At 62.6% G+C, this 18,781-nt stretch carries 18 protein-coding genes and 1 tRNA gene; 16 read left to right on the top strand and 3 right to left on the bottom strand.

Annotated features, from left to right (window positions below; genetic code table 11):
• Positions 1-460: 460 nt before the first annotated feature.
• Positions 461-536 (bottom strand) — tRNA-Ala (locus HB375_RS01380).
• 178 nt (positions 537-714) lie between these two features.
• On the opposite strand from HB375_RS01380, the gene HB375_RS01375 reads away from it, so the two are divergent.
• The 3 genes from HB375_RS01375 to folD are packed head-to-tail and all read left to right on the top strand — an operon-like array spanning position 715 to position 2,235.
• Positions 715-1,005 carry a YggT family protein gene (locus HB375_RS01375; RefSeq protein ID WP_167671159.1) on the top strand — a complete coding sequence of 97 codons (291 nt, stop codon included), beginning with the start codon at positions 715-717 and terminating at the stop codon, positions 1,003-1,005.
• A 13-nt stretch (positions 1,006-1,018) separates the two neighbouring features.
• Positions 1,019-1,330: a DUF167 family protein gene (locus HB375_RS01370; protein ID WP_167671158.1), complete on the top strand. Its 312-nt coding sequence runs from the start codon at positions 1,019-1,021 to the stop codon at positions 1,328-1,330.
• Positions 1,330-2,235, top strand: a complete 906-nt coding sequence (folD, locus tag HB375_RS01365) for a bifunctional methylenetetrahydrofolate dehydrogenase/methenyltetrahydrofolate cyclohydrolase FolD (protein WP_167671157.1) — start codon at positions 1,330-1,332, stop codon at positions 2,233-2,235. The genes HB375_RS01370 and folD overlap by 1 nt, the downstream gene beginning before the upstream one ends.
• Positions 2,236-2,257: 22 nt before the next feature.
• Here the strand turns inward: folD and HB375_RS01360 are convergent, their stop codons facing one another.
• Positions 2,258-2,881 carry an acyloxyacyl hydrolase gene (locus HB375_RS01360; protein ID WP_167671156.1) on the bottom strand — a complete coding sequence of 208 codons (624 nt, stop codon included), beginning with the start codon at positions 2,879-2,881 and terminating at the stop codon, positions 2,258-2,260.
• 255 nt (positions 2,882-3,136) lie between these two features.
• Here HB375_RS01360 and HB375_RS01355 point away from each other — a divergent pair, with 255 nt between their 5' ends.
• Positions 3,137-4,561, top strand: coding sequence for an FAD-binding oxidoreductase (locus HB375_RS01355; RefSeq protein ID WP_167671155.1), 1,425 nt, complete (start codon positions 3,137-3,139; stop codon positions 4,559-4,561).
• On the opposite strand, the gene HB375_RS01350 is transcribed toward HB375_RS01355, so the two are convergent.
• Positions 4,558-5,466 carry a LysR family transcriptional regulator gene (locus HB375_RS01350; RefSeq protein WP_167671154.1) on the bottom strand — a complete coding sequence of 303 codons (909 nt, stop codon included), beginning with the start codon at positions 5,464-5,466 and terminating at the stop codon, positions 4,558-4,560. The two genes, HB375_RS01355 and HB375_RS01350, sit on opposite strands and share 4 nt — an antisense overlap.
• A gap of 203 nt (positions 5,467-5,669) precedes the next feature.
• On the opposite strand from HB375_RS01350, the gene sdhC reads away from it, so the two are divergent.
• The 12 genes from sdhC to HB375_RS01290 all read left to right on the top strand — a co-directional run bounded on the left by sdhC (position 5,670) and on the right by HB375_RS01290 (position 18,762).
• Positions 5,670-6,065, top strand: a complete 396-nt coding sequence (gene sdhC, locus HB375_RS01345; RefSeq protein WP_167671153.1) for a succinate dehydrogenase, cytochrome b556 subunit — start codon at positions 5,670-5,672, stop codon at positions 6,063-6,065.
• 10 nt (positions 6,066-6,075) lie between these two features.
• The gene (gene sdhD, locus HB375_RS01340) at positions 6,076-6,480 is read left to right on the top strand and encodes a succinate dehydrogenase, hydrophobic membrane anchor protein (protein ID WP_167671152.1); all 405 of its coding nucleotides are present in this window, start codon (positions 6,076-6,078) and stop codon (positions 6,478-6,480) included.
• Positions 6,481-6,492: 12 nt separating this feature from the next.
• Positions 6,493-8,301, top strand: a complete 1,809-nt coding sequence (gene sdhA, locus HB375_RS01335) for a succinate dehydrogenase flavoprotein subunit (protein WP_167671151.1) — start codon at positions 6,493-6,495, stop codon at positions 8,299-8,301.
• 14 nt (positions 8,302-8,315) lie between these two features.
• The gene (locus HB375_RS01330; RefSeq protein WP_167671150.1) at positions 8,316-9,098 is read left to right on the top strand and encodes a succinate dehydrogenase iron-sulfur subunit; all 783 of its coding nucleotides are present in this window, start codon (positions 8,316-8,318) and stop codon (positions 9,096-9,098) included.
• Positions 9,099-9,342: 244 nt separating this feature from the next.
• Entirely contained in the window at positions 9,343-9,951 is a 609-nt protein-coding gene (locus HB375_RS01325; protein ID WP_167671149.1) for an AprI/Inh family metalloprotease inhibitor, read from the top strand.
• A 42-nt stretch (positions 9,952-9,993) separates the two neighbouring features.
• Complete coding sequence (zapE, locus tag HB375_RS01320; RefSeq protein WP_343232334.1) at positions 9,994-11,187, top strand: cell division protein ZapE; 1,194 nt, start codon at positions 9,994-9,996, stop codon at positions 11,185-11,187.
• Positions 11,184-11,816: a TetR/AcrR family transcriptional regulator gene (locus tag HB375_RS01315; RefSeq protein WP_167671148.1), complete on the top strand. Its 633-nt coding sequence runs from the start codon at positions 11,184-11,186 to the stop codon at positions 11,814-11,816. Before zapE ends, HB375_RS01315 begins: the two co-directional genes overlap by 4 nt.
• A gap of 230 nt (positions 11,817-12,046) precedes the next feature.
• Complete coding sequence (gene mdh, locus HB375_RS01310; RefSeq protein ID WP_167671147.1) at positions 12,047-13,009, top strand: malate dehydrogenase; 963 nt, start codon at positions 12,047-12,049, stop codon at positions 13,007-13,009.
• A 97-nt stretch (positions 13,010-13,106) separates the two neighbouring features.
• Entirely contained in the window at positions 13,107-14,306 is a 1,200-nt protein-coding gene (gene sucC / locus HB375_RS01305; RefSeq protein WP_167671146.1) for an ADP-forming succinate--CoA ligase subunit beta, read from the top strand.
• Positions 14,307-14,371: 65 nt separating this feature from the next.
• Positions 14,372-14,845, top strand: a complete 474-nt coding sequence (locus tag HB375_RS01300; protein WP_167671145.1) for a hypothetical protein — start codon at positions 14,372-14,374, stop codon at positions 14,843-14,845.
• Between the two features lie 7 nt (positions 14,846-14,852).
• The gene (gene sucD, locus HB375_RS01295) at positions 14,853-15,740 is read left to right on the top strand and encodes a succinate--CoA ligase subunit alpha (protein ID WP_167671144.1); all 888 of its coding nucleotides are present in this window, start codon (positions 14,853-14,855) and stop codon (positions 15,738-15,740) included.
• Positions 15,741-15,801: 61 nt separating this feature from the next.
• On the top strand, positions 15,802-18,762 hold the full coding sequence (locus HB375_RS01290) for a 2-oxoglutarate dehydrogenase E1 component (protein ID WP_167671143.1): 2,961 nt from the start codon (positions 15,802-15,804) through the stop codon (positions 18,760-18,762).
• The last annotated feature ends 19 nt before the right edge of the window (positions 18,763-18,781 follow it).

Below are 18,781 nucleotides of genomic sequence, written 5' to 3'. Positions count from 1 at the left end.
GCGGAATGCCGACCACAATATTTGCATCATTTGCAAACCGATCCTCGTGCGGGAAGTACGTACGGCCTTGCCACGAAGGACCTCCCAGCATGACAGGTGCCTTCCGATGGCAGTTTACGACCGACGCGTGGGAGATCGGGCGCAGATTGTAATTGTAAAGTGGAATCTGAGGGGATTCGAAGTCACGAACTCTGTCTTTAAGTGTCACCCCAACCCGCGGTGGAAAGAGTAATTCTTAGAAAACAAGCTTTTATCGCAAACGAACCTGTCTCTGCATCCGATTGGCGAGTTACTTGGAAACTGAATGAAACGCACCTGAGACTTGGGCGTTTGCAGACAATGAATTAGTATGTTGTTGATGAAAAATAGCGTCTCTATATACCTAATATTTAGCGTAACTCTTTAGAAGTTGCGCTAAATTCACGTATTCTCTACCTTGATATAGGAATATAAGTCTGCTTGGTGGAGCTGAGGGGATTCGAACCCCTGACCTCTGCAGTGCGATTGCAGCGCTCTCCCATCTGAGCTACAGCCCCGGTCGCTTTTCAAAGACCAAGCGGCGGCGTTTTAGGCCCGAGGGCTTTAGTCTGTCAATTGGCGTCGTGGGGCGGGCCTTCATCTTTTGCGGGGGAGGGCCGCCTTCGGCTTATTCCTGGGTTGTTCCCGCCCGCAAGGGACGCTACATGAGCAGCGCCCGGTCCTGACGAGTTTCCCATGCGCGCTCTGCTCGAAGTCATTCTGCTGGCTCTCAATCTCTACGTCTACCTGATCATTGGCTCTGCGATCCTGAGCTGGCTCGTGGCCTTCAATGTGGTCAATACCCGCAACGATTTCGTCCGGGCGATCTGGAATTTCCTGGATGCGGTGACCGAGCCGGCCCTGCGGCCGATCCGGAACATCCTGCCCAATCTGGGCGGGGTCGATATTTCCCCGGTCATCCTGATCCTGATCATCATCTTCATCCAAAAGCTGATCGGCGACTACCTCATGCCGGTGGCTTTCTGAGGCGGGCGCGGCCTTGCCCTGGCGTCCCCGCCCCAATGGGTTGGAGGTCCGCGTCCGCGTGACCCCCAAGGGTGGGCGGGATGCCATCGATGGGGTCGATGCGCTCTCCGATGGGACCCGCGTGCTGAAGGTGCGCGTCAGAGCCGTCCCGGAGGATGGAGCGGCCAATGAGGGCGTTCGGCGGCTTCTAGCGAAGGCGCTGAAGGTTCCGGCCTCGGCGGTGCGCATCGAGGCGGGCGCGACTTCCCGGCTGAAAACGTTTTCGATTGCGGGCGATGCGGGCGGTCTCGCCGCTGCGCTCGCCGCTTTGACAGGACAGGATTGATGAGCGCCACGATCATTGACGGAAAAGCCTATGCCACCGGCCTTCGCGCCCGCATTGCCGAGGCTGTGTCGGGTCTCTCGCACCGGGGCGTGGTTCCTGGGCTCGCCGTCGTGCTCGTGGGTGAAGATCCGGCAAGCCAGATCTATGTGCGCAACAAGGCGCGCCAGACCATGGAAGTCGGCATGAGCTCCTTCGAGCATGTGCTGCCTGCGACCACGAGTGAAGCGGAGCTTCTGGCGCTTGTGGCCAAGCTCAACGCCGACCCGGCGGTCGACGGCATTCTGGTGCAGCTGCCTCTGCCGAAGCAGATCGATGCGCAGAAGGTGATCGAGGCCATCGATCCGGCGAAGGATGTCGACGGTTTTCACCCCATCAATGCGGGCAAGCTGATGACCGGCGTGCCGGGCTTCATCTCCTGCACGCCGCTCGGCTGCCTGTTACTGATCCAATCCATCCGGCGCGATCTCGCCGGGCTCGATGCGGTGGTCATCGGGCGCTCCAACATCGTCGGCAAGCCTATGGCGCAGCTCCTCGTCGGACAGAGCTGCACGGTGACGGTGGCGCATTCGCGCACGAAAGATCTGCCGGAGGTGTGTCGCCGCGCCGATATTCTGGTCGCCGCCGTGGGTCGTCCTGAAATGGTGCGGGGCGATTGGGTCAAGCCCGGCGCCATCGTGATCGATGTCGGCATCAACCGCGTGCTGAACCCGGATGCGGGGGAGGGCAAGACCAAGGTGGTGGGAGACGTGGCTTACGCGGAAGCGGCTGCTGTTGCATCGGCCATCACACCGGTGCCCGGCGGCGTCGGACCGATGACGATTGCTTGCCTGTTGCGCAATACGCTCGAAGCGGCGTGCCACAGGCGCGGGGTGGCAATGCCTCAGGTGGATTTCGCCGCCTCATAGAACATGCGTCATGGACGAGGCCTCAGAACGAGTAGCCGATCCGCAAACCACCGGCGGTGACCCCGCGGTTCTGATGGCAGAGGCCGCCATTCGAGACATGCTCGATCGTTGCCATCACACTCCAGTGCTCGTCGAAGCGGTAACCGAGCGAAGCGGACTCGCGAAAGAGCGTATGGCAGCCAATCCTGGAGTGGTCGGGCGGTACGAAGTCGCCGGTCCGACCGTTGTTGACGGAGACCCCGAAGGTGACTTCGGCGAATGCGCCGCGCCAGATCAGATTCTCCAAGGTCCAGGTGAAACCCGCATAAAGATAGCTCGTGCGACCGGCGGTATTGATGGTACCGCCGACATGCAGGCGCGGCACCAGCCAGGCGTAATCGGGATTGGATAAGGTCGCGATTCTGCGGGTCAGGATTTCGGCATTGACGTCGGCGGTGCCGCGTTCGGGATCGCCGATCCCATGAGCATATCCTCCGAGGCGCACTTCGTTGAAGAAATAGTCCGGTGCGAAAGTCGGCGGATAGATGATGGGCTGCAGTTGCGGATAATCGGCCGCTTGTGCGGGCAATCCAAGTAGCAGAAACAGCGCGCTCGTGCAGATGGATGTGAGAGCCTGCGCAAGTCGTCTCAGCACGGCCCTACCCATGATGATCTCCCTCCGCCTTGGCGTTTTTCAAGCGCTACTGCATTGAGCTTATAGTCACAATCCTCCCCAATCGAGGTATCGCTTTGGGCTGATATCGGACAAGGCGGATCGCGTGAAATCTTTGGTGGAGGAGGCATAAGCCCTATCCCGAAGAGCTCAGCGCGGCCGCGCGCGGCCGCCTTGCGCCGCCTTAAGAGCGCGCGCAGAATGCGCGCCGCGGGGGCGACGGTTCATTCACCGGCTTGGGAGCGAACCATGAACGACATGAGCCTCACGAATCTGCAATCGGGAACGACGACGGTCAGCGCAGCCGCCATTGCAGCGCTGGCGGCGCAGCTGCGTGGCAGAGTGCTCGATGCGGGCAACGCTTCTTATGACGAAGCGCGCACGATCTGGAACGCCATGATCGATCGCAAGCCCGCCTTGATCGTGCAATGCGCCGGTGCTGCGGATGTCATCAACGCCGTGCGGTTTGCGCGCGACAACCAACTGCTCGTCTCGGTGCGCGGAGGCGGCCACAACATTGCGGGCAATGCTGTTTGCAACGGCGGATTGATGATCGATCTGTCGCCCATGAAATCAGTGCGCGTGGATGTGCAAGCGAAGCGGGCTTTCGTCGAGCCCGGCGTGTCGCTTGCCGACGTCGATAAGGAAACGCAGGCCTTCGGTCTTGCGCTGCCGACGGGCATCAACTCTACAACGGGGATCGCTGGCTTGACGCTCGGCGGCGGGTTCGGCTGGATCACGCGCAAGTTCGGCCTGACCATCGACAACCTCATCTCGGCCGATGTCGTGACGGCGGATGGCGAGATGGTGCGTGCAAGCGCAACGGAGAATCCCGATCTCTTCTGGGCCTTGCGCGGCGGCGGCGGAAACTTTGGTGTCGTGACCTGTTTCGAGTTCAAGCTTCACGACCTCGGCCCGCAAGTGATGTCGGGTCTCGTCGTGCATCCGTTCGAGGACGCGGCGACGGTTCTTGCGCAATACCGCGATGCTTTGGAAACAGCGCCCGATGAACTCACCTGCTGGGCGGTGATGCGACGTGCGCCGCCGCTGCCTTTCCTTCCAGAAGAGTGGCATGGCAAAGAAGTCGTGATCCTCGCCATGTGTCACTGCGGCGGCCTTGCTGCGGGTGAGGAGGCGACTGCCCCGTTGCGCTCCATTGGCAAGCCCATCGCCGATGTCGTCGCCCCGCATCCTTTCGCGGGCTGGCAGCAGGCCTTCGATCCGCTTCTAACGCCAGGCGCGCGCAATTATTGGAAGAGCCTCGATTTTACCGAACTCTCCGACGCAACCATTGCCATTCTGCTCGATGCGGTTCGTGAATTGCCGGGCCCGGAATGCGAAATCTTCGTCGGTCACGTCGGCGGTGTCGCCGAGCGAATTCCGGTGGAGGCGACGGCCTTTCCGCAACGCAGCTCGCACTTCGTGATGAACGTTCATGCGCGCTGGCGCGAGCCGGACATGGACCGGACCTGCATCGGCTGGGCCCGCAAGATTTTCGAAGCGGGCCGGCCTCATGCTGCGCCGACGGCCTATGTGAACTTCATGCCGGGAGATGAGGAAGACCGCGTCGAGACGGCCTATGGCGGCAACTACCAGCGGCTTGCCGAGATCAAGCGGCGCTATGATCCGCAGAACCTGTTTCGCATGAACCAGAATGTGCGGCCGGCGCGTTAGGTCGTTTGCGGTGGCCCTTCGGCGCCACCCCGCAGATGCGCCACTAGTTCCCGCGCCGTGGCGGTCAGCTCGCTTTGCGAGCGGACGCACAGGGTCAGGTCTCGCGCAGCCCACGGATCCTCGAGGTCGATGGCGGTGATCGCCATGGTGTGTCCGGCGCGGCGGGCGGTGGTTTCGGGCACGATGCCGAGGCCGACGCCCGCCTCCACCATGCGGCACACTGCATCGAAGCTGCGTAGCTGAACCCGCAGGCGCAGTGGCAGGCCGATCCGGGTCGCCTTGGCCGCGAGAAAGCGCTGCAGGGCGCTCGCCCGGTCGAGGCCAACAAAATCGTATTTCAGCACTTCGGCGAAGGTGACCTTGGTGCTTGTCGCCAGAGGGAGCCCCTTGGGCACGACGAGGACGAACCGGTCACTGCGGAAGGGAAAGGTCTCAAGCCGCCCCGTATCGACGGTGCCGGCCACGATGCCGATGTCGCCGACCCCTTCGGCGATCAGCCCGACGATCTCGTCGCTCAGGCGCTCCTCCAGATCGATGCTCACCTGCGGATGGTGGGCGAGGAAGGCGCTGAGCGCCTCGGGCAGGAACTCGGTCAGGGCGTTGGTGTTGGACAGGATGCGGATCTGGCCCGCGAGGCCGCCGGTGAAGGAGGCGAGATCCTCCCTCAAGCGCTCCGCCTGGGAGAGGAGAGCGCGGGCATGCTGGAGCAGGGTGCGTCCCGCCGGCGTCGGCACCACGCCCTGACGGTTCCGCAGGAGGAGAGGCGCGCCGAGCGACTTCTCCATGTTGCGGATGCGGGTGCTGGCGGCGGCCAGCGCCAGATGGGCCCTTTCCGCTCCGTGGGTGATGCTTCCGGCCTCGACCACATGGCGAAAAAGGCTCAGGTCCGTCAGATCGAATTGCATAAGGCTCCCTTCGCGTTTCGCGAAGGTAGATATGAATTATTAAAGATTGTCTAGAGTATGTCCCTTGGGCACACTTCGCGGCTGACGAAGTTTGCCTGATGTCACCATCTCTCGCAGAAGGCGCATTGCGGTGCCCGCGCGCATCAGATACGAACCGTTCTAACTTTCAGCGCGACTTGCGCCGCCGATCAGGAGCGAACGCCATGGCTGAGGCGAAAGAGGCCCAGAGGCCCCTGTCCCCGCATCTTCAGATTTATCGTTGGACCTGGACGATGGCCATGTCCGTCTTCCACCGGGCGACCGGCACCGCGCTGTATTTCGGGTTCGCCCTGTTCGCGATCTGGCTCGTGGCGCTGGCCACCGGGCCGCGGGCTTTCGCGGCGGTGCAGGGGTTCTTCGGCTCGCCCTTCGGGCTTCTGATCCTGTTCGGCTACACTTGGGTGCTGATGCACCACATGCTCGGCGGCATCCGCCATTTCATCTGGGATTTCGGCTACGGCATGGAGCGCGATCAGCGCATCGGCATGGCCCGTCTCACCCTGGTCGGCTCCATCGCCCTCACCCTGGCGATCTGGGCCGCCGCCCTCACGTTCCTCTAAGGAGAGCGCCATGGCCGACAACAACGTTTCCATGCGCACCCCCCTGTCCCGCGTGAAGGGGCTCGGCGCTTCCGGTCACGGCGTGGAGCATTGGTGGCTCCAGCGTCTGACGGCGGCAGCGAACGTGCCGCTCATGATCGCCTTTGTCTTCATCGTTGCGGCGCTCGCCGGAGCCAACTTCGCTGACGCTCTGGCGCTGATCTCGCATCCGCTTGTCGCGATCGTCCTCATTCTCGCGGTGGTCTCGGTGGCCAACCACATGCGCCTTGGCATGCAGGTCATCATCGAGGACTACGTGCAGGGCAGCGGGCTGCGTGTCGTCGCGATCATCGCGAACAATTTCTACTCCGTCGCCGTCGCGATCGCGTGCCTCTACGCGATCCTGAAGGTCAGCCTCGGCCGGATTCTGTTTTAAGGAACGTCACACATGGCCCAAGGAACCAACGGCAACGCCTATAAGGTCATCGATCACACCTTCGACGTGGTGGTGGTCGGCGCGGGCGGCGCGGGGCTTCGCGCCACGGTAGGCTGCTCGCAGGCGGGCCTCCGCACCGCCTGTATCACGAAAGTGTTCCCGACCCGCTCGCACACGGTCGCGGCGCAGGGCGGCATCTCCGCCTCGCTCGGCAATATGGGGCCGGACGATTGGCGCTGGCACATGTACGACACCGTCAAGGGTTCGGACTGGCTCGGCGACCAGGACGCCATCGAGTATCTCTGCCGCAACGCACCGGCCGCCGTCTATGAGCTGGAGCATTGGGGCGTCCCGTTCTCGCGCACGGACGAGGGCAAGATCTATCAGCGCCCCTTCGGCGGCATGACGACGGATTACGGCAAGGGCACCGCGCAGCGCACCTGCGCCGCCGCCGACCGCACCGGCCACGCGATCCTGCACACGCTCTACGGCCAGGCGGTTCGCAACCAGACCAACTTCTTCATCGAGTACTTCGCCCTCGATCTCATGATGAACAGCGAGGGCCGCTGCGTCGGCGTCGTCGCGCTCGACATGACGACCGGCGAGATCCACCGCTTCCGCGCGCACATGACCATTCTCGCGACGGGTGGCTACGGACGCGCCTATTTCTCGGCGACCTCGGCGCATACCTGCACGGGCGACGGCAACGCCTTGGTGCTGCGCGCCGGCCTGCCGCTGCAGGACATGGAGTTCGTGCAATTCCACCCCACCGGCATCTACGGCGCGGGCTGCCTCATTACCGAGGGCGCGCGCGGCGAGGGCGGTTACCTCACCAACTCGCAAGGCGAGCGCTTCATGGAGCGCTATGCGCCGTCCGCGAAGGATCTTGCCTCCCGTGACGTCGTCTCCCGCGCGATGACCATGGAAATCCGCGCCGGCCGCGGCGTAGGCAAGAACAACGATCACATCTACCTGCACCTCGATCACCTCGATCCGAAGATCCTGCACGAGCGCCTGCCCGGCATTTCGGAAAGCGCCAAGATTTTCGCGGGCGTCGATGTGACGAAGGAGCCGATCCCGGTTCTGCCGACCGTCCACTACAACATGGGCGGCATCCCGACGAACTATCACGGCGAAGTGTTGACCCTGAAGGACGGCAACCCGGATACGGTGGTGCCGGGTCTGATGGCGCTCGGCGAAGCGGCCTGCGTGTCGGTGCACGGCGCAAACCGCCTCGGCTCCAACTCGCTCATCGATCTCGTGGTCTTCGGCCGCGCGGCCGGCCTGCGCTGCGCCGAGATTTTGACGCCGAACGAAAAGCATTCCGATCTCCCGAAGGATGCGGACGCTCTCGCGCTCTCGCGCCTCGACAAGTTCCGCTACGCCAACGGCTCGACCCCGACTGCGGAACTGCGCCTCGATATGCAGAAGACCATGCAGAACAACTGCGCCGTCTTCCGCACGGGTGAGGTGCTGGCCGAGGGCAAGGAGCTGATCCACAAGGTGTGGAACGCTTCGTCCGACATCAAGGTCACGGATCGTTCGCTGATCTGGAACACCGATCTCATCGAGACGCTTGAATTCGACAACCTGATCGGTCAGGCGGTCGTGACCATGGAAGGCGCGCTGAACCGTCAGGAATCGCGCGGCGCACATGCCCGCGAGGACTTCCCTGAGCGCGACGACAAGACCTGGATGAAGCACACGCTGGCCTGGCTCGACGACACCTCTCACAAGGCGACGCTCGATTACCGCCCCGTGCACACCTACACGATGTCGAACGAGATCCAGTACATCGAGCCGAAGGCTCGCGTGTATTAAGGAAGAGCTCACCAATGGCCCAGTTCACGCTCCCCAAGAACTCCCAGTACACCGAAGGCAAGACCTGGCCGAAGCCGGCCGAGGCCAAGAACGTCACGGCGTTCCGCATCTATCGCTGGAATCCGGATGACGGACAAAAGCCGCGCATCGACACCTATTATGTCGACCGCGACGATTGCGGGCCGATGGTTCTCGATGCGCTTCTGTGGATCAAGAACAAGGTCGACTCGACGCTGACCTTCCGCCGCTCGTGCCGCGAAGGCATCTGCGGGTCCTGCGCCATGAACATCATGGGGCAGAACACGCTGGCCTGTACGCTCGGCATCGACGAGTGCAACGGCGGCACGGTCAAAATCTATCCTCTCCCGCACATGCCGGTGCTGAAGGATTTGGTGCCGGACCTGACGAACTTTTTCGCGCAGCATGCGTCCGTCGAGCCCTGGCTCCACACGGAGACGCCGGAACCGGAGAAGGAATGGCGCCAGACGCCGAAAGAGCGCGCGAAGCTCGATGGCCTCTACGAGTGCATTCTCTGCGCCTGCTGCTCGACCTCGTGCCCGAGCTACTGGTGGAACGACGACCGCTTCCTCGGTCCTGCCGCTCTGCTCCAGGCCTATCGCTGGCTCATCGACAGTCGCGACGAATCGACCGGCGAGCGTCTCGATGCGCTCCACGATCCGTTCAAGCTCTATCGCTGCCACACGATCATGAACTGCGCCAATACCTGCCCGAAGGGCCTGAATCCGGCGAAGGCGATTGCCGAGATCAAGAAGATGATGGTTGAGCGCGTGGTCTAAGGATCCGTGCATTAGGGGTACGCTTCAAATTGCGGCGGGATATCGTTGCAATTTGGGGCGCCCTAGCCGTTTCTGGTCCTCTCGTCCCAGCGCCGGGTCGAAGGTGCGCCGACATTGTCACAGGTGCAGTCCCTCAAGCGCCTCAAAGACAGGCTTGGCTTGACTCGTTCCTGATTCCTGCCATTTCAGGTTCCCGGGCGCAGGAGCGGTAAAACCAGAAGCCGCAAGCACGATCGAGGTCAGAATGAGCCTTCGCGTTTATACCGTTGCCATCGTCGGCGTGATGGCGCTTGCGCTGGGCGCATGTTCCTCCTCTTCCCGATTTGGCGGATCGCCATTCCGCAGCGCCCAGGCCGCGCCCGTCGTGCCGCAGCAGGAGCCGGTTGAGGCCGTGCCGTCCGGGCCGATCACCGCGGAGCCTCTGCCTCCGATTGCCGGCCAGCCGCTGCCGCCCGTCGCCGGTGCGCCGATGTCCGGCTCCCCCGGCCTGCAGTCCGGTGGCACCGATCTCGCGGCACTACCTCCCGCCGCTCACGCTCCGGTCGAGACGCCCGCAGCTCCGGCTGCTCCCTCCAGCCGCACCTCTATGGTCGGCAACTGGACCGCGAGGGATGCCGCGGGTGGCTCCTGCCGGGTTCAGCTCTCATCCGCACCCGCGCTCGATCTCTACCGCGCGTCGTCCTCCGGATGCTCGAGCACGGATCTCACGAAGGTCAATGCGTGGGACTATCGTGATGGCGAGGTCTATCTCTACCAGCAGGGCGGGGCGGTCGCCGCGCGTCTGCGCGGGTCGTCCAGCGCGCTCAGCGGCGTTCTCGCAAAATCCGGCGCGCCGCTTTCGCTGTCGCGATAAGCCGTTTGCGCTGAACGCTTCAGGGCGGTATCGGTCATTTCCGTGAACGATACCCCGCTCCTCCCGCCGCAATCCATCACAGCCCGCTACGACGCTCTCGTCGCCGCCGGGGCCATTGAGCGCGATCCCGCGCAAGTGGTTCTTCTGCGGCAGCTCGAAACACTGGCTGACAGCCTGCGCGGCTTCCGCCTGGCGCGTAAGACCAACGTGCTCGGCTGGTTCTTCAGCAAGCGTCATCCGCATGTGCCGAAGGGCCTCTACGTCTGGGGCTCCGTCGGGCGCGGCAAGACCATGCTGATGGACCTTTTCTTCGAGGCGCTGCCGGTGCAGCGCAAGCGGCGGGTCCATTTCCACGCCTTCATGGCCGATGTGCACGAACGCATCCACCAATGGCGCCAGCAATTGAAGAATGGCGCGGTAAAGGGCGACGACCCCATCGGGCCGGTCGCGGATGCGCTGGCGAAAGAATCCTGGGTTCTTTGCTTCGACGAGTTCACCGTTACCGACATTGCCGATGCGATGATTTTGGGCCGCCTGTTCACGGCCTTGTTCGCGCACGGCGTCGTGGTGGTCGCGACCTCCAACGTCGAGCCCGACCGGCTTTATGAAGGTGGCCTCAACCGCACGTTCTTCTTGCCGTTCATCACGCTTCTGCAAGAGCGCATGAGCGTCGTGAAGCTCGAAGCCCGCACGGATTTTCGGTTGGAAAAGCTAGCGGGCAGCCCGGTCTTCTACGCCCCCGCCGATGCGCACTCGCACGAAGCGCTGACCCATGCCTTCCAGAATCTCTCAGGTCGGAAGCATGGCGAGGCCATGACGCTGACCGTTAAAGGGCATCCGGTCGAGGTTCCTGAAGCGGCCGGCGGCGTCGCGCGGTTCGCTTTCGAGGATCTCTGCTCTAAGCCGCTCGGCGCATCGGACTACCTGATGATCGCGGAAGAGTTTCACACCGTGATCGTCGAAAACATTCCCCGCATGGGGTTCGACCGACGCAACGAGGCCAAGCGCTTCATCATGTTGATCGATGCGCTCTATGACTCGCACGTGAAGCTGTTGGCCTCCGCCGAGGCCGAGGCGACGGAGCTCTACCGCGCCGAGACGGGCCGCGAGGCTTTCGAGTTCGACCGCACAGTGTCGCGGCTCATCGAGATGCGCTCAGAAGAATACCTCGCCCTGCCGCACGGCCCCGCCGACTCCACAGCGAGCGGCGAAACAACTGGTCTGGTCGAGACATGAAGCGGCCTCGCAGCGGTTCCTCGCGCTTCGCGGAGGCCACCGCACCCGCTGATACCCGGCTTCTCGCCATCGCGGCCGATCATCTCAAACGCTTCGGCCCCCGCCATGTGACGGTCGTCAGCATCGCCGACGCGGCGGGGATGACCCATGCCAATGTCTATCGCTATTTCGCCTCCAAGGCGGCGCTGATCGATGCGGTGGCCGGGCAATGGCTTAAGGTCCTCGAAGCCCTCGTTGCCGAGGTCGCGGACTCCCCCGACCCGGCCGACGACAAGCTCGAGCGCCTGCTCCAGGCCTGGTCACGCACCCAGCGCGAGCTTTTGATCGAAGACTGCAACCTTTTCGATGTCTATTGCTCCGCGACCGAGACCTCCCGGGCGCTGATCCGCAAGCATCGCTCCCGGATGCGGCAGTTGATCGAGCGGGTGCTGGACGAGGGGATCAACACGGGCAAGTTCGATCCGCGGGATCGGGAACGGGCGCTCTCCTTCATCAGCGATGCGGCCTACCGGTTCATCAACCCTATCGCCATCCGGCTCGATGCGGAGATGCCGCAGGACAGGCTGGACCAGCGCCTTGCGGGGGTCGTGCGGGTCATTTTGCGGGCGCTCGCGAATGGCAGCGTCTGACGTAGGTTACAAATTTAAAAAGATGTAACATGAAATTATCGAGGTGGCTCGATACCCTAAGACTCTGAAAACAGGGGTCTATTCCAGCTTGTCGCAGGCGGGGCTGGTCGCGAGAGGCCGCAAACCCTTGCCGTTTAACCTTTCGCTGACTTGAAGCAGGCATATTTCTGAGTCACACAGCGCCACTCCTCAAAAGGCTCGCGCCTTTCCCAAAACCCAAGGACATATCCATGGCCCGTCATAAGATCGCGCTCATCGGTGCTGGCCAGATCGGCGGTACGCTCGCCCATCTCGTCGGCTTGAAGGAACTCGGCGACGTCGTTTTGTTCGACATCGCGGAAGGCGTCCCCCAGGGCAAAGGTCTCGATATCGCCGAGTCGGCTCCGGTCGACGGGTTCGATGCGAAGTATCAGGGCGCGAACGACTATTCGGCCATCGCGGGCGCGGACGTCATCATCGTCACCGCCGGCGTGCCGCGTAAGCCGGGCATGAGCCGCGACGACCTTTTGGGCATCAACCTCAAGGTCATGGAAGCGGTCGGCAACGGCATCAAGCAATATGCGCCGAACGCCTTCGTCATCTGCATCACCAACCCGCTCGATGCGATGGTGTGGGCGCTCCAGAAGTTCTCTGGCCTGAAGCCTGAAAAGATCGTCGGCATGGCCGGCGTGCTCGACTCGGCCCGCTTCCGCCACTTCCTCGCGGAAGAGTTCAACGTCTCGGTCGAGGACGTGACCGCCTTCGTGCTCGGCGGCCACGGCGACGACATGGTGCCGCTGGTGCGCTACTCCACCGTTGCCGGTGTTCCGCTGCCCGACCTGGTCAAGATGGGCTGGACCACTCAAGCCAAGCTCGACGCCATGGTCGAGCGCACCCGTAAGGGCGGCGGCGAGATCGTCAACCTGCTCAAGACCGGCTCGGCTTTCTATGCTCCGGCGGCTTCCGCGATTGCGATGGCCGAGAGCTACCTCAAGGACAAGAAGCGCGTTCTGCCCTGCGCCGCGTATCTCACCGGCCAGTACGGCGTGAAGGACATGTTCGTCGGCGTGCCGATTGTGATCGGCGCGAAGGGCGTCGAGCGCATCGTCGAGGTGTCGTTCTCGGGCGACGAGAAGGCGATGTTCGAGAAGTCGGTCGCTTCCGTGCAGGGCCTCGTCGACGCTTGCAAGCAGATCAATCCGGCTCTGAAGTAAGGCGACTGGTGAGTGGTGAATGGCGAAGCCCTTCGCCATTCAAGCCGTTCACCCGCCTCATTCGCGAAATCACCATTCGCCATAAGAAAGCGAACACATGAATATCCATGAATACCAAGGCAAAGCCGTCCTGAAGGAATTCGGCCTGCCGGTCTCGCGGGGCAAGGCCATCTTCTCAGCCGCAGAAGCCGAGGCAGCGGCCAAGGAACTCGGCGGCCCGCTCTGGGTCGTGAAGTCTCAGATCCACGCGGGCGGCCGCGGCAAGGGCAAGTTCAAGGAAGCCGCTGCCGGCGAAAAGGGCGGCGTGCGTCTCGCCAAGTCCGTCGACGAGGTGAAGCTTTTTGCGCAGCAGATGCTCGGCAACACGCTGGTCACGATCCAGACCGGCGAAGTCGGCAAGCAGGTCAACCGCCTCTACATCGAAGACGGTTCGGATATCGAGCGCGAGCTTTATCTCTCCATGCTCGTCGACCGCGCCACGGGCCGCGTCGCTTTCGTCGTCTCGACGGAAGGCGGCATGGATATCGAGCAGGTCGCCCACGACACGCCCGAAAAGATCCTGACCTTCTCCATCGATCCCGCGACCGGCGTGATGCCCCATCACGGCCGCACCGTCGCCAAGGCGCTCGGCCTCACCGGCCCGCTCGCCAAGGAAGCGGAAGACGTGGTGATCAAGCTCTACACGGCCTTCATCGCGAAGGACATGGAGATGCTCGAGATCAACCCGCCCATCGTCACCAAGGACGGGCACCTCAAGTGCCTCGACGCCAAGATCTCGTTCGACGGCAACGCGCTTTATCGTCATCCCGACATCGTCGCGCTGCGCGACATCACGGAAGAGGACGAGAAGGAAATCGAGGCCTCGAAGCACGACCTCGCCTATATCGCCCTCGATGGCACCATCGGCTGCATGGTCAACGGCGCCGGTCTTGCGATGGCGACGCTCGACATCATCAAGCTCTACGGCGAAGAGCCCGCCAACTTCCTGGACGTCGGCGGCGGCGCTTCGGAGGAGAAGGTGACGGCGGCGTTCAAGATCATCACCGCCGACCCGAACGTGAAGGGCATTCTGGTCAACATCTTCGGCGGCATCATGAAGTGCGACGTCATCGCGCGCGGCGTGCTCGCGGCGGTGAAGGCGGTCGGTCTTCAGGTTCCGCTGGTCGTGCGTCTCGAAGGCACCAACGTCGAAGAAGGCAAGAAGATCATCCGCGAATCCGGCCTCAACGTGATCCCGGCGGACGATCTCGACGACGCGGCGCAGAAGATCGTGAACGCGGTTCGCGGCGGAAAGTGACCATGCGGGTTTTAGTGCTAACCCTCACTGCAATCTTGTATGCGACAAGTGCCGCGAAGGCCAACATGCAGGAGGTCATGGTCGATGCCTTCAAGGAGATTTGCACTAAAGCAAGTCCCCTGATGAATGTTCTCGAGAAAACTGGCGCTGCTAAGGGCTGGAGCCGTGAATCTTTCAACGAAGTTAAGCGTTTTGAAACACAGGTTGTCACGACGTCAATCTGGAAAGTTCAAAGCGCCAGCAATGTTTCGGTGAAAGTATCAGTCGCGACATTGGTGGATCCTAGAAAAAGTACTGCAAGCGATTCAGAGGTTTGTACTGTTTTCGCGGAGCCTTATTCTGATCCGCAAATTGAAGCCTCTTTTGCGAACGCGCTTAAACTGAATTCTCCAGTTCGCCGCGTGTACGAGACGGAAAGTATGACTCGCTGGGAGCCGAAAAGCTCTCAGGGGCCACGATTTGCTTATATCGAGAAACGCAAATCGAATGGCACCGAAACCACACTCATGACGACGCGCAATATCAACCGACGCAGGTGATTCCAATATGTCCATCCTCATCGACAAGAACACCAAGGTCATCTGCCAGGGCTTCACCGGCAAGAACGGCACCTTCCACTCCGAGCAGGCCATCGCCTACGGCACCAAGATGGTCGGCGGCACTTCGCCCGGTAAAGGCGGCTCGACGCATCTCAACCTTCCCGTCTTCGACACGGTGAAGGAAGCGCGCGAGAAGACCGGCGCCGACGCCTCGGTCGTCTACGTTCCGCCGCCGGGCGCGGCTGATGCGATCTGCGAAGCCATCGACGCGGAAATTCCGCTCATCGTCTGCATCACCGAAGGCATTCCGGTGCTCGACATGGTGCGCGTGAAGCGTTCGCTCCAGGGCTCCAAGTCGCGCCTCATTGGCCCGAACTGCCCCGGTATCGTGACGGCGGGTGAATCGAAGATCGGCATCATGCCGGCGAACATCTTCAAGCCCGGCTCGGTCGGTATCGTGTCGCGCTCCGGCACGCTGACCTATGAGGCCGTGTTCCAGACCACCAACGAAGGCCTCGGCCAGACCACGGCGGTCGGCATCGGCGGCGATCCGGTCAAGGGCACCGAGTTCATCGAGATGCTCGACATGTTCCTCTCCGACCCCAAGACCGAGTCGATCGTCATGATCGGCGAGATCGGCGGCTCGGCGGAAGAAGAGGCGGCCGAGTTCATCGCCCGCGAGGCCAAGAAGGGCCGCAAGAAGCCGATGGTCGGCTTCATCGCCGGCCGCACGGCTCCTCCCGGACGCCGTATGGGTCACGCCGGCGCAATCATCTCCGGCGGCAAGGGCGGCGCTGAGGACAAGATTGCTGCGATGGAGGCTGCGGGCATCCGCGTGTCGCCGTCACCGGCCCGCCTTGGAAAAACCTTGGTTGAGGTTCTCAAAGGCCGATAAAGCCACCGGCCGCCCCGGAATGGCTGGGGCGGCCATTCGCATCGTTTGATTGAGTATTGCCATGGCACGCCAAGACGCCAACGAGAAGTTTCTCAACACCGCCTTCCTCTATGGGGCGAACGCGTCCTATATCGAGGAACTTTATGCCCGTTACGAAGAAAATCCCTCCTCGGTCGATGCCGAGTGGCAGGCTTTCTTCGGCGCGTTGAAGGACGACAAGCAGACCGTTCTGGAAAACGCGCGCGGCGCGTCGTGGGAAAAGCCGAACTGGCCGATCCCGGCGAACGGCGAGTTGATCTCCGCGCTCGACGGCAACTGGGCCCAGGTCGAGAAGGCCGTCGGCGACAAGATCAAGGCCAAGGCGGAAGCCAAGGGCGCGCCCATCAGCCAGGAGCAGGTGCTTCAGGCGACCCGCGATTCCGTGCGCGCGATCATGTTGATCCGCGCCTACCGTGTGCGCGGTCACCTTCACGCCAAGCTTGACCCGCTCGACATCAATCCGCGTCCGAGCGACGAGGAACTGCATCCCTCGCATTACGGCTTCACGGAAGCCGACTGGGACCGCAAAATTTTCCTCGACAACGTGCTCGGCCTCGAATTCGGCACGATCCGCGAGATCGTCGCCATTCTCGAGCGCACCTATTGCCAGACGCTCGGCGTCGAGTTCATGCACATCTCCGATCCGGCCGAGAAGGCCTGGATTCAGGAGCGCATCGAGGGGCCGGATAAGGAGATCACCTTCACCCGCGAGGGCAAGCGCGCGATCCTCAACAAGATCGTCGAGGCGGAAGGTTTCGAGAAGTTTCTCGACCTGAAGTACACCGGCACCAAGCGCTTCGGCCTCGATGGCAGCGAGTCGCTGATTCCGGCACTGGAGCAGATCATCAAGCGCGGCGGTAACCTCGGCTGCCAGGAAATCGTGCTCGGCATGGCTCACCGTGGCCGTCTCAACGTGCTGACGCAGGTCATGGGCAAGCCGCACCGCGCGCTGTTCCACGAGTTCAAGGGCGGTTCCTTCGCGCCCGACGACGTGGAAGGCTCGGGCGACGTGAAGTATCACCTCGGCGCTTCATCGGATCGCACCTTCGACGGCAACAATGTCCACCTGTCGCTGACCGCAAACCCTTCGCACCTCGAAATCGTCGATCCCGTCGTGCTCGGCAAGGTGCGCGCGAAGCAGGACCAGCTCGGCTGCGCGCCGGATAACCGCACGGCGGTGATGCCGCTGCTCATCCATGGCGATGCGGCCTTCGCGGGCCAGGGCGTCGTGGCGGAGTGCCTCGGTCTGTCGGGCCTGCGCGGCCACCGCACCGGCGGCTCGGTGCATTTCATCATCAACAACCAAATCGGCTTCACCACGGATCCGCGTTTCTCGCGTTCGTCGCCTTATCCGTCGGATGTGGCCAAAATGGTCGAGGCGCCGATCTTCCACGTGAATGGCGACGATCCGGAAGCGGTGGTGTTCGCGGCCAAGGTCGCGACCGAATACCGGCAGAAGTTCCAGAAGCCTGTCGTGGTAGACATGTTCTGCTACCGCCGCTTCGGTCACAACGAAGGCGATGAGCCGGCTTTCACCCAGCCGCTCATGTACCGCACGATCCGCTCGCATCCCTCGATCCTGGAGATCTATTCCAAGAAGCTGCTTGCCGAGGGCACGGTCACCGAGGCCGAGATCGACGAGATGAAGAACGCCTGGCGCTCGAAGCTCGACGCCGAGTTCGACATCGCTTCCAACTACAAACCCAACAAGGCTGACTGGCTCGATGGCCGCTGGGCCGGCCTCAAGGCCGTGCGCGAAGACGCAGATGATCCGCGCCGCGGCCAGACCGGCGTGTCGGTCGCGACCTTGCAGAACATCGCGAAGGCGCTCACCACCGTGCCGGAAGGCTTCCACCTCCACCGCACGATCCAGCGCTTCCTCGACAACCGCAAGAAGATGATGGAGACGGGCGAAGGCATCGATTGGGCGATGGCGGAAGCGCTTGCTTTCGGTTCGCTCCTCGTCGAAGGCCACCGCGTCCGCCTGTCTGGTCAGGACGTGGAGCGCGGCACCTTCTCGCAGCGCCATTCGGTGCTGACCGACCAGGAGAACGAGGAGCGCTACACGCCCCTCAACCACATCTCGGAAACCCAGGGCCGCTACGAGGTCATCAACTCGATGCTCTCGGAAGAGGCGGTGCTCGGCTTCGAGTACGGCTACACGCTCTCCGAGCCCAACGCGCTGACGCTTTGGGAAGCGCAGTTCGGCGACTTCGCCAACGGCGCGCAGGTGGTGTTCGACCAGTTCATCTCGTCGGGCGAACGCAAGTGGTTGCGCATGTCCGGCCTCGTCTGCCTCCTGCCCCATGGCTATGAAGGCCAGGGACCGGAGCACTCCTCCGCTCGTCTCGAGCGCTGGCTGCAGATGTGCGCGGAAGACAACATGCAGGTGGCCTACTGCACCACGCCGTCGAACTACTTCCACATCCTGCGCCGTCAGCTGAAGCGCGAGTTCCGCAAGCCGCTGATCCTGATGACGCCGAAGTCGCTGCTGCGCCACAAGCGCGCCGTGTCCTCGCTCGCCGCGATTGCAGAAGGCACGTCCTTCCATCGCGTACTGGCCGACGACGCGCAGCGCCTGAACGACGGCATCAAGCTGGTGAAGGACGACAAGATCCGTCGCGTCGTGATCTGCACCGGCAAGGTCTATTACGACCTCTACGAGGAGCGCGAGAAGCGTGGGCTGGACGACGTCTATCTGATGCGCGTCGAGCAGCTCTATCCGTTCCCGGCGAAGTCGCTCGCGGCTGAACTCGCCCGCTTCAAGAAGGCCGATGTGGTTTGGTGTCAGGAAGAGCCCAAGAACATGGGCTCCTGGAGCTTCGTCGAGCCCTATCTCGAATGGGTGCTCAAGACGGCAGGCTCCAAGGTGGATCGTCCGCGCTATGTGGGCCGCGCCGCCTCTGCCGCCACCGCCACGGGCCTGATGTCGAAGCATCTGGCCCAATTGCAGGCTTTCCTCGACGAGGCTTTCGCGGCTTAATAGCCGCGGAAGACTTTAT

Origin of the sequence: Microvirga terricola, from assembly GCF_011777495.1 — a bacterium.
In the GTDB taxonomy this organism is placed as follows: Bacteria; Pseudomonadota; Alphaproteobacteria; order Rhizobiales; family Beijerinckiaceae; genus Microvirga; species Microvirga terricola.
The sequence above is the reverse complement of the archived record's forward strand: the minus strand, read 5'-3'. Positions and strand labels throughout refer to the sequence as shown.

Excerpts from the sequence above, each read along its gene's own strand:
- HB375_RS01290 (WP_167671143.1), top strand. The coding sequence starts at position 15,802 with ATGGCACGCCAAGACGCCAACGAGAAGTTTCTCAACACCGCCTTCCTC.
- folD (WP_167671157.1), top strand. The coding sequence starts at position 1,330 with ATGAGCGCCACGATCATTGACGGAAAAGCCTATGCCACCGGCCTTCGC.
- sdhA (WP_167671151.1), top strand. The coding sequence starts at position 6,493 with ATGGCCCAAGGAACCAACGGCAACGCCTATAAGGTCATCGATCACACC.
- HB375_RS01360 (WP_167671156.1), bottom strand. The coding sequence starts at position 2,881 with ATGGGTAGGGCCGTGCTGAGACGACTTGCGCAGGCTCTCACATCCATC.
- HB375_RS01355 (WP_167671155.1), top strand. The coding sequence starts at position 3,137 with ATGAACGACATGAGCCTCACGAATCTGCAATCGGGAACGACGACGGTC.
- HB375_RS01315 (WP_167671148.1), top strand. The coding sequence starts at position 11,184 with ATGAAGCGGCCTCGCAGCGGTTCCTCGCGCTTCGCGGAGGCCACCGCA.
- HB375_RS01350 (WP_167671154.1), bottom strand. The coding sequence starts at position 5,466 with ATGCAATTCGATCTGACGGACCTGAGCCTTTTTCGCCATGTGGTCGAG.
- HB375_RS01375 (WP_167671159.1), top strand. The coding sequence starts at position 715 with ATGCGCGCTCTGCTCGAAGTCATTCTGCTGGCTCTCAATCTCTACGTC.
- HB375_RS01325 (WP_167671149.1), top strand. The coding sequence starts at position 9,343 with ATGAGCCTTCGCGTTTATACCGTTGCCATCGTCGGCGTGATGGCGCTT.
- sucD (WP_167671144.1), top strand. The coding sequence starts at position 14,853 with ATGTCCATCCTCATCGACAAGAACACCAAGGTCATCTGCCAGGGCTTC.
- sdhD (WP_167671152.1), top strand. The coding sequence starts at position 6,076 with ATGGCCGACAACAACGTTTCCATGCGCACCCCCCTGTCCCGCGTGAAG.
- sucC (WP_167671146.1), top strand. The coding sequence starts at position 13,107 with ATGAATATCCATGAATACCAAGGCAAAGCCGTCCTGAAGGAATTCGGC.
- sdhC (WP_167671153.1), top strand. The coding sequence starts at position 5,670 with ATGGCTGAGGCGAAAGAGGCCCAGAGGCCCCTGTCCCCGCATCTTCAG.
- HB375_RS01300 (WP_167671145.1), top strand. The coding sequence starts at position 14,372 with ATGCAGGAGGTCATGGTCGATGCCTTCAAGGAGATTTGCACTAAAGCA.
- HB375_RS01330 (WP_167671150.1), top strand. The coding sequence starts at position 8,316 with ATGGCCCAGTTCACGCTCCCCAAGAACTCCCAGTACACCGAAGGCAAG.
- mdh (WP_167671147.1), top strand. The coding sequence starts at position 12,047 with ATGGCCCGTCATAAGATCGCGCTCATCGGTGCTGGCCAGATCGGCGGT.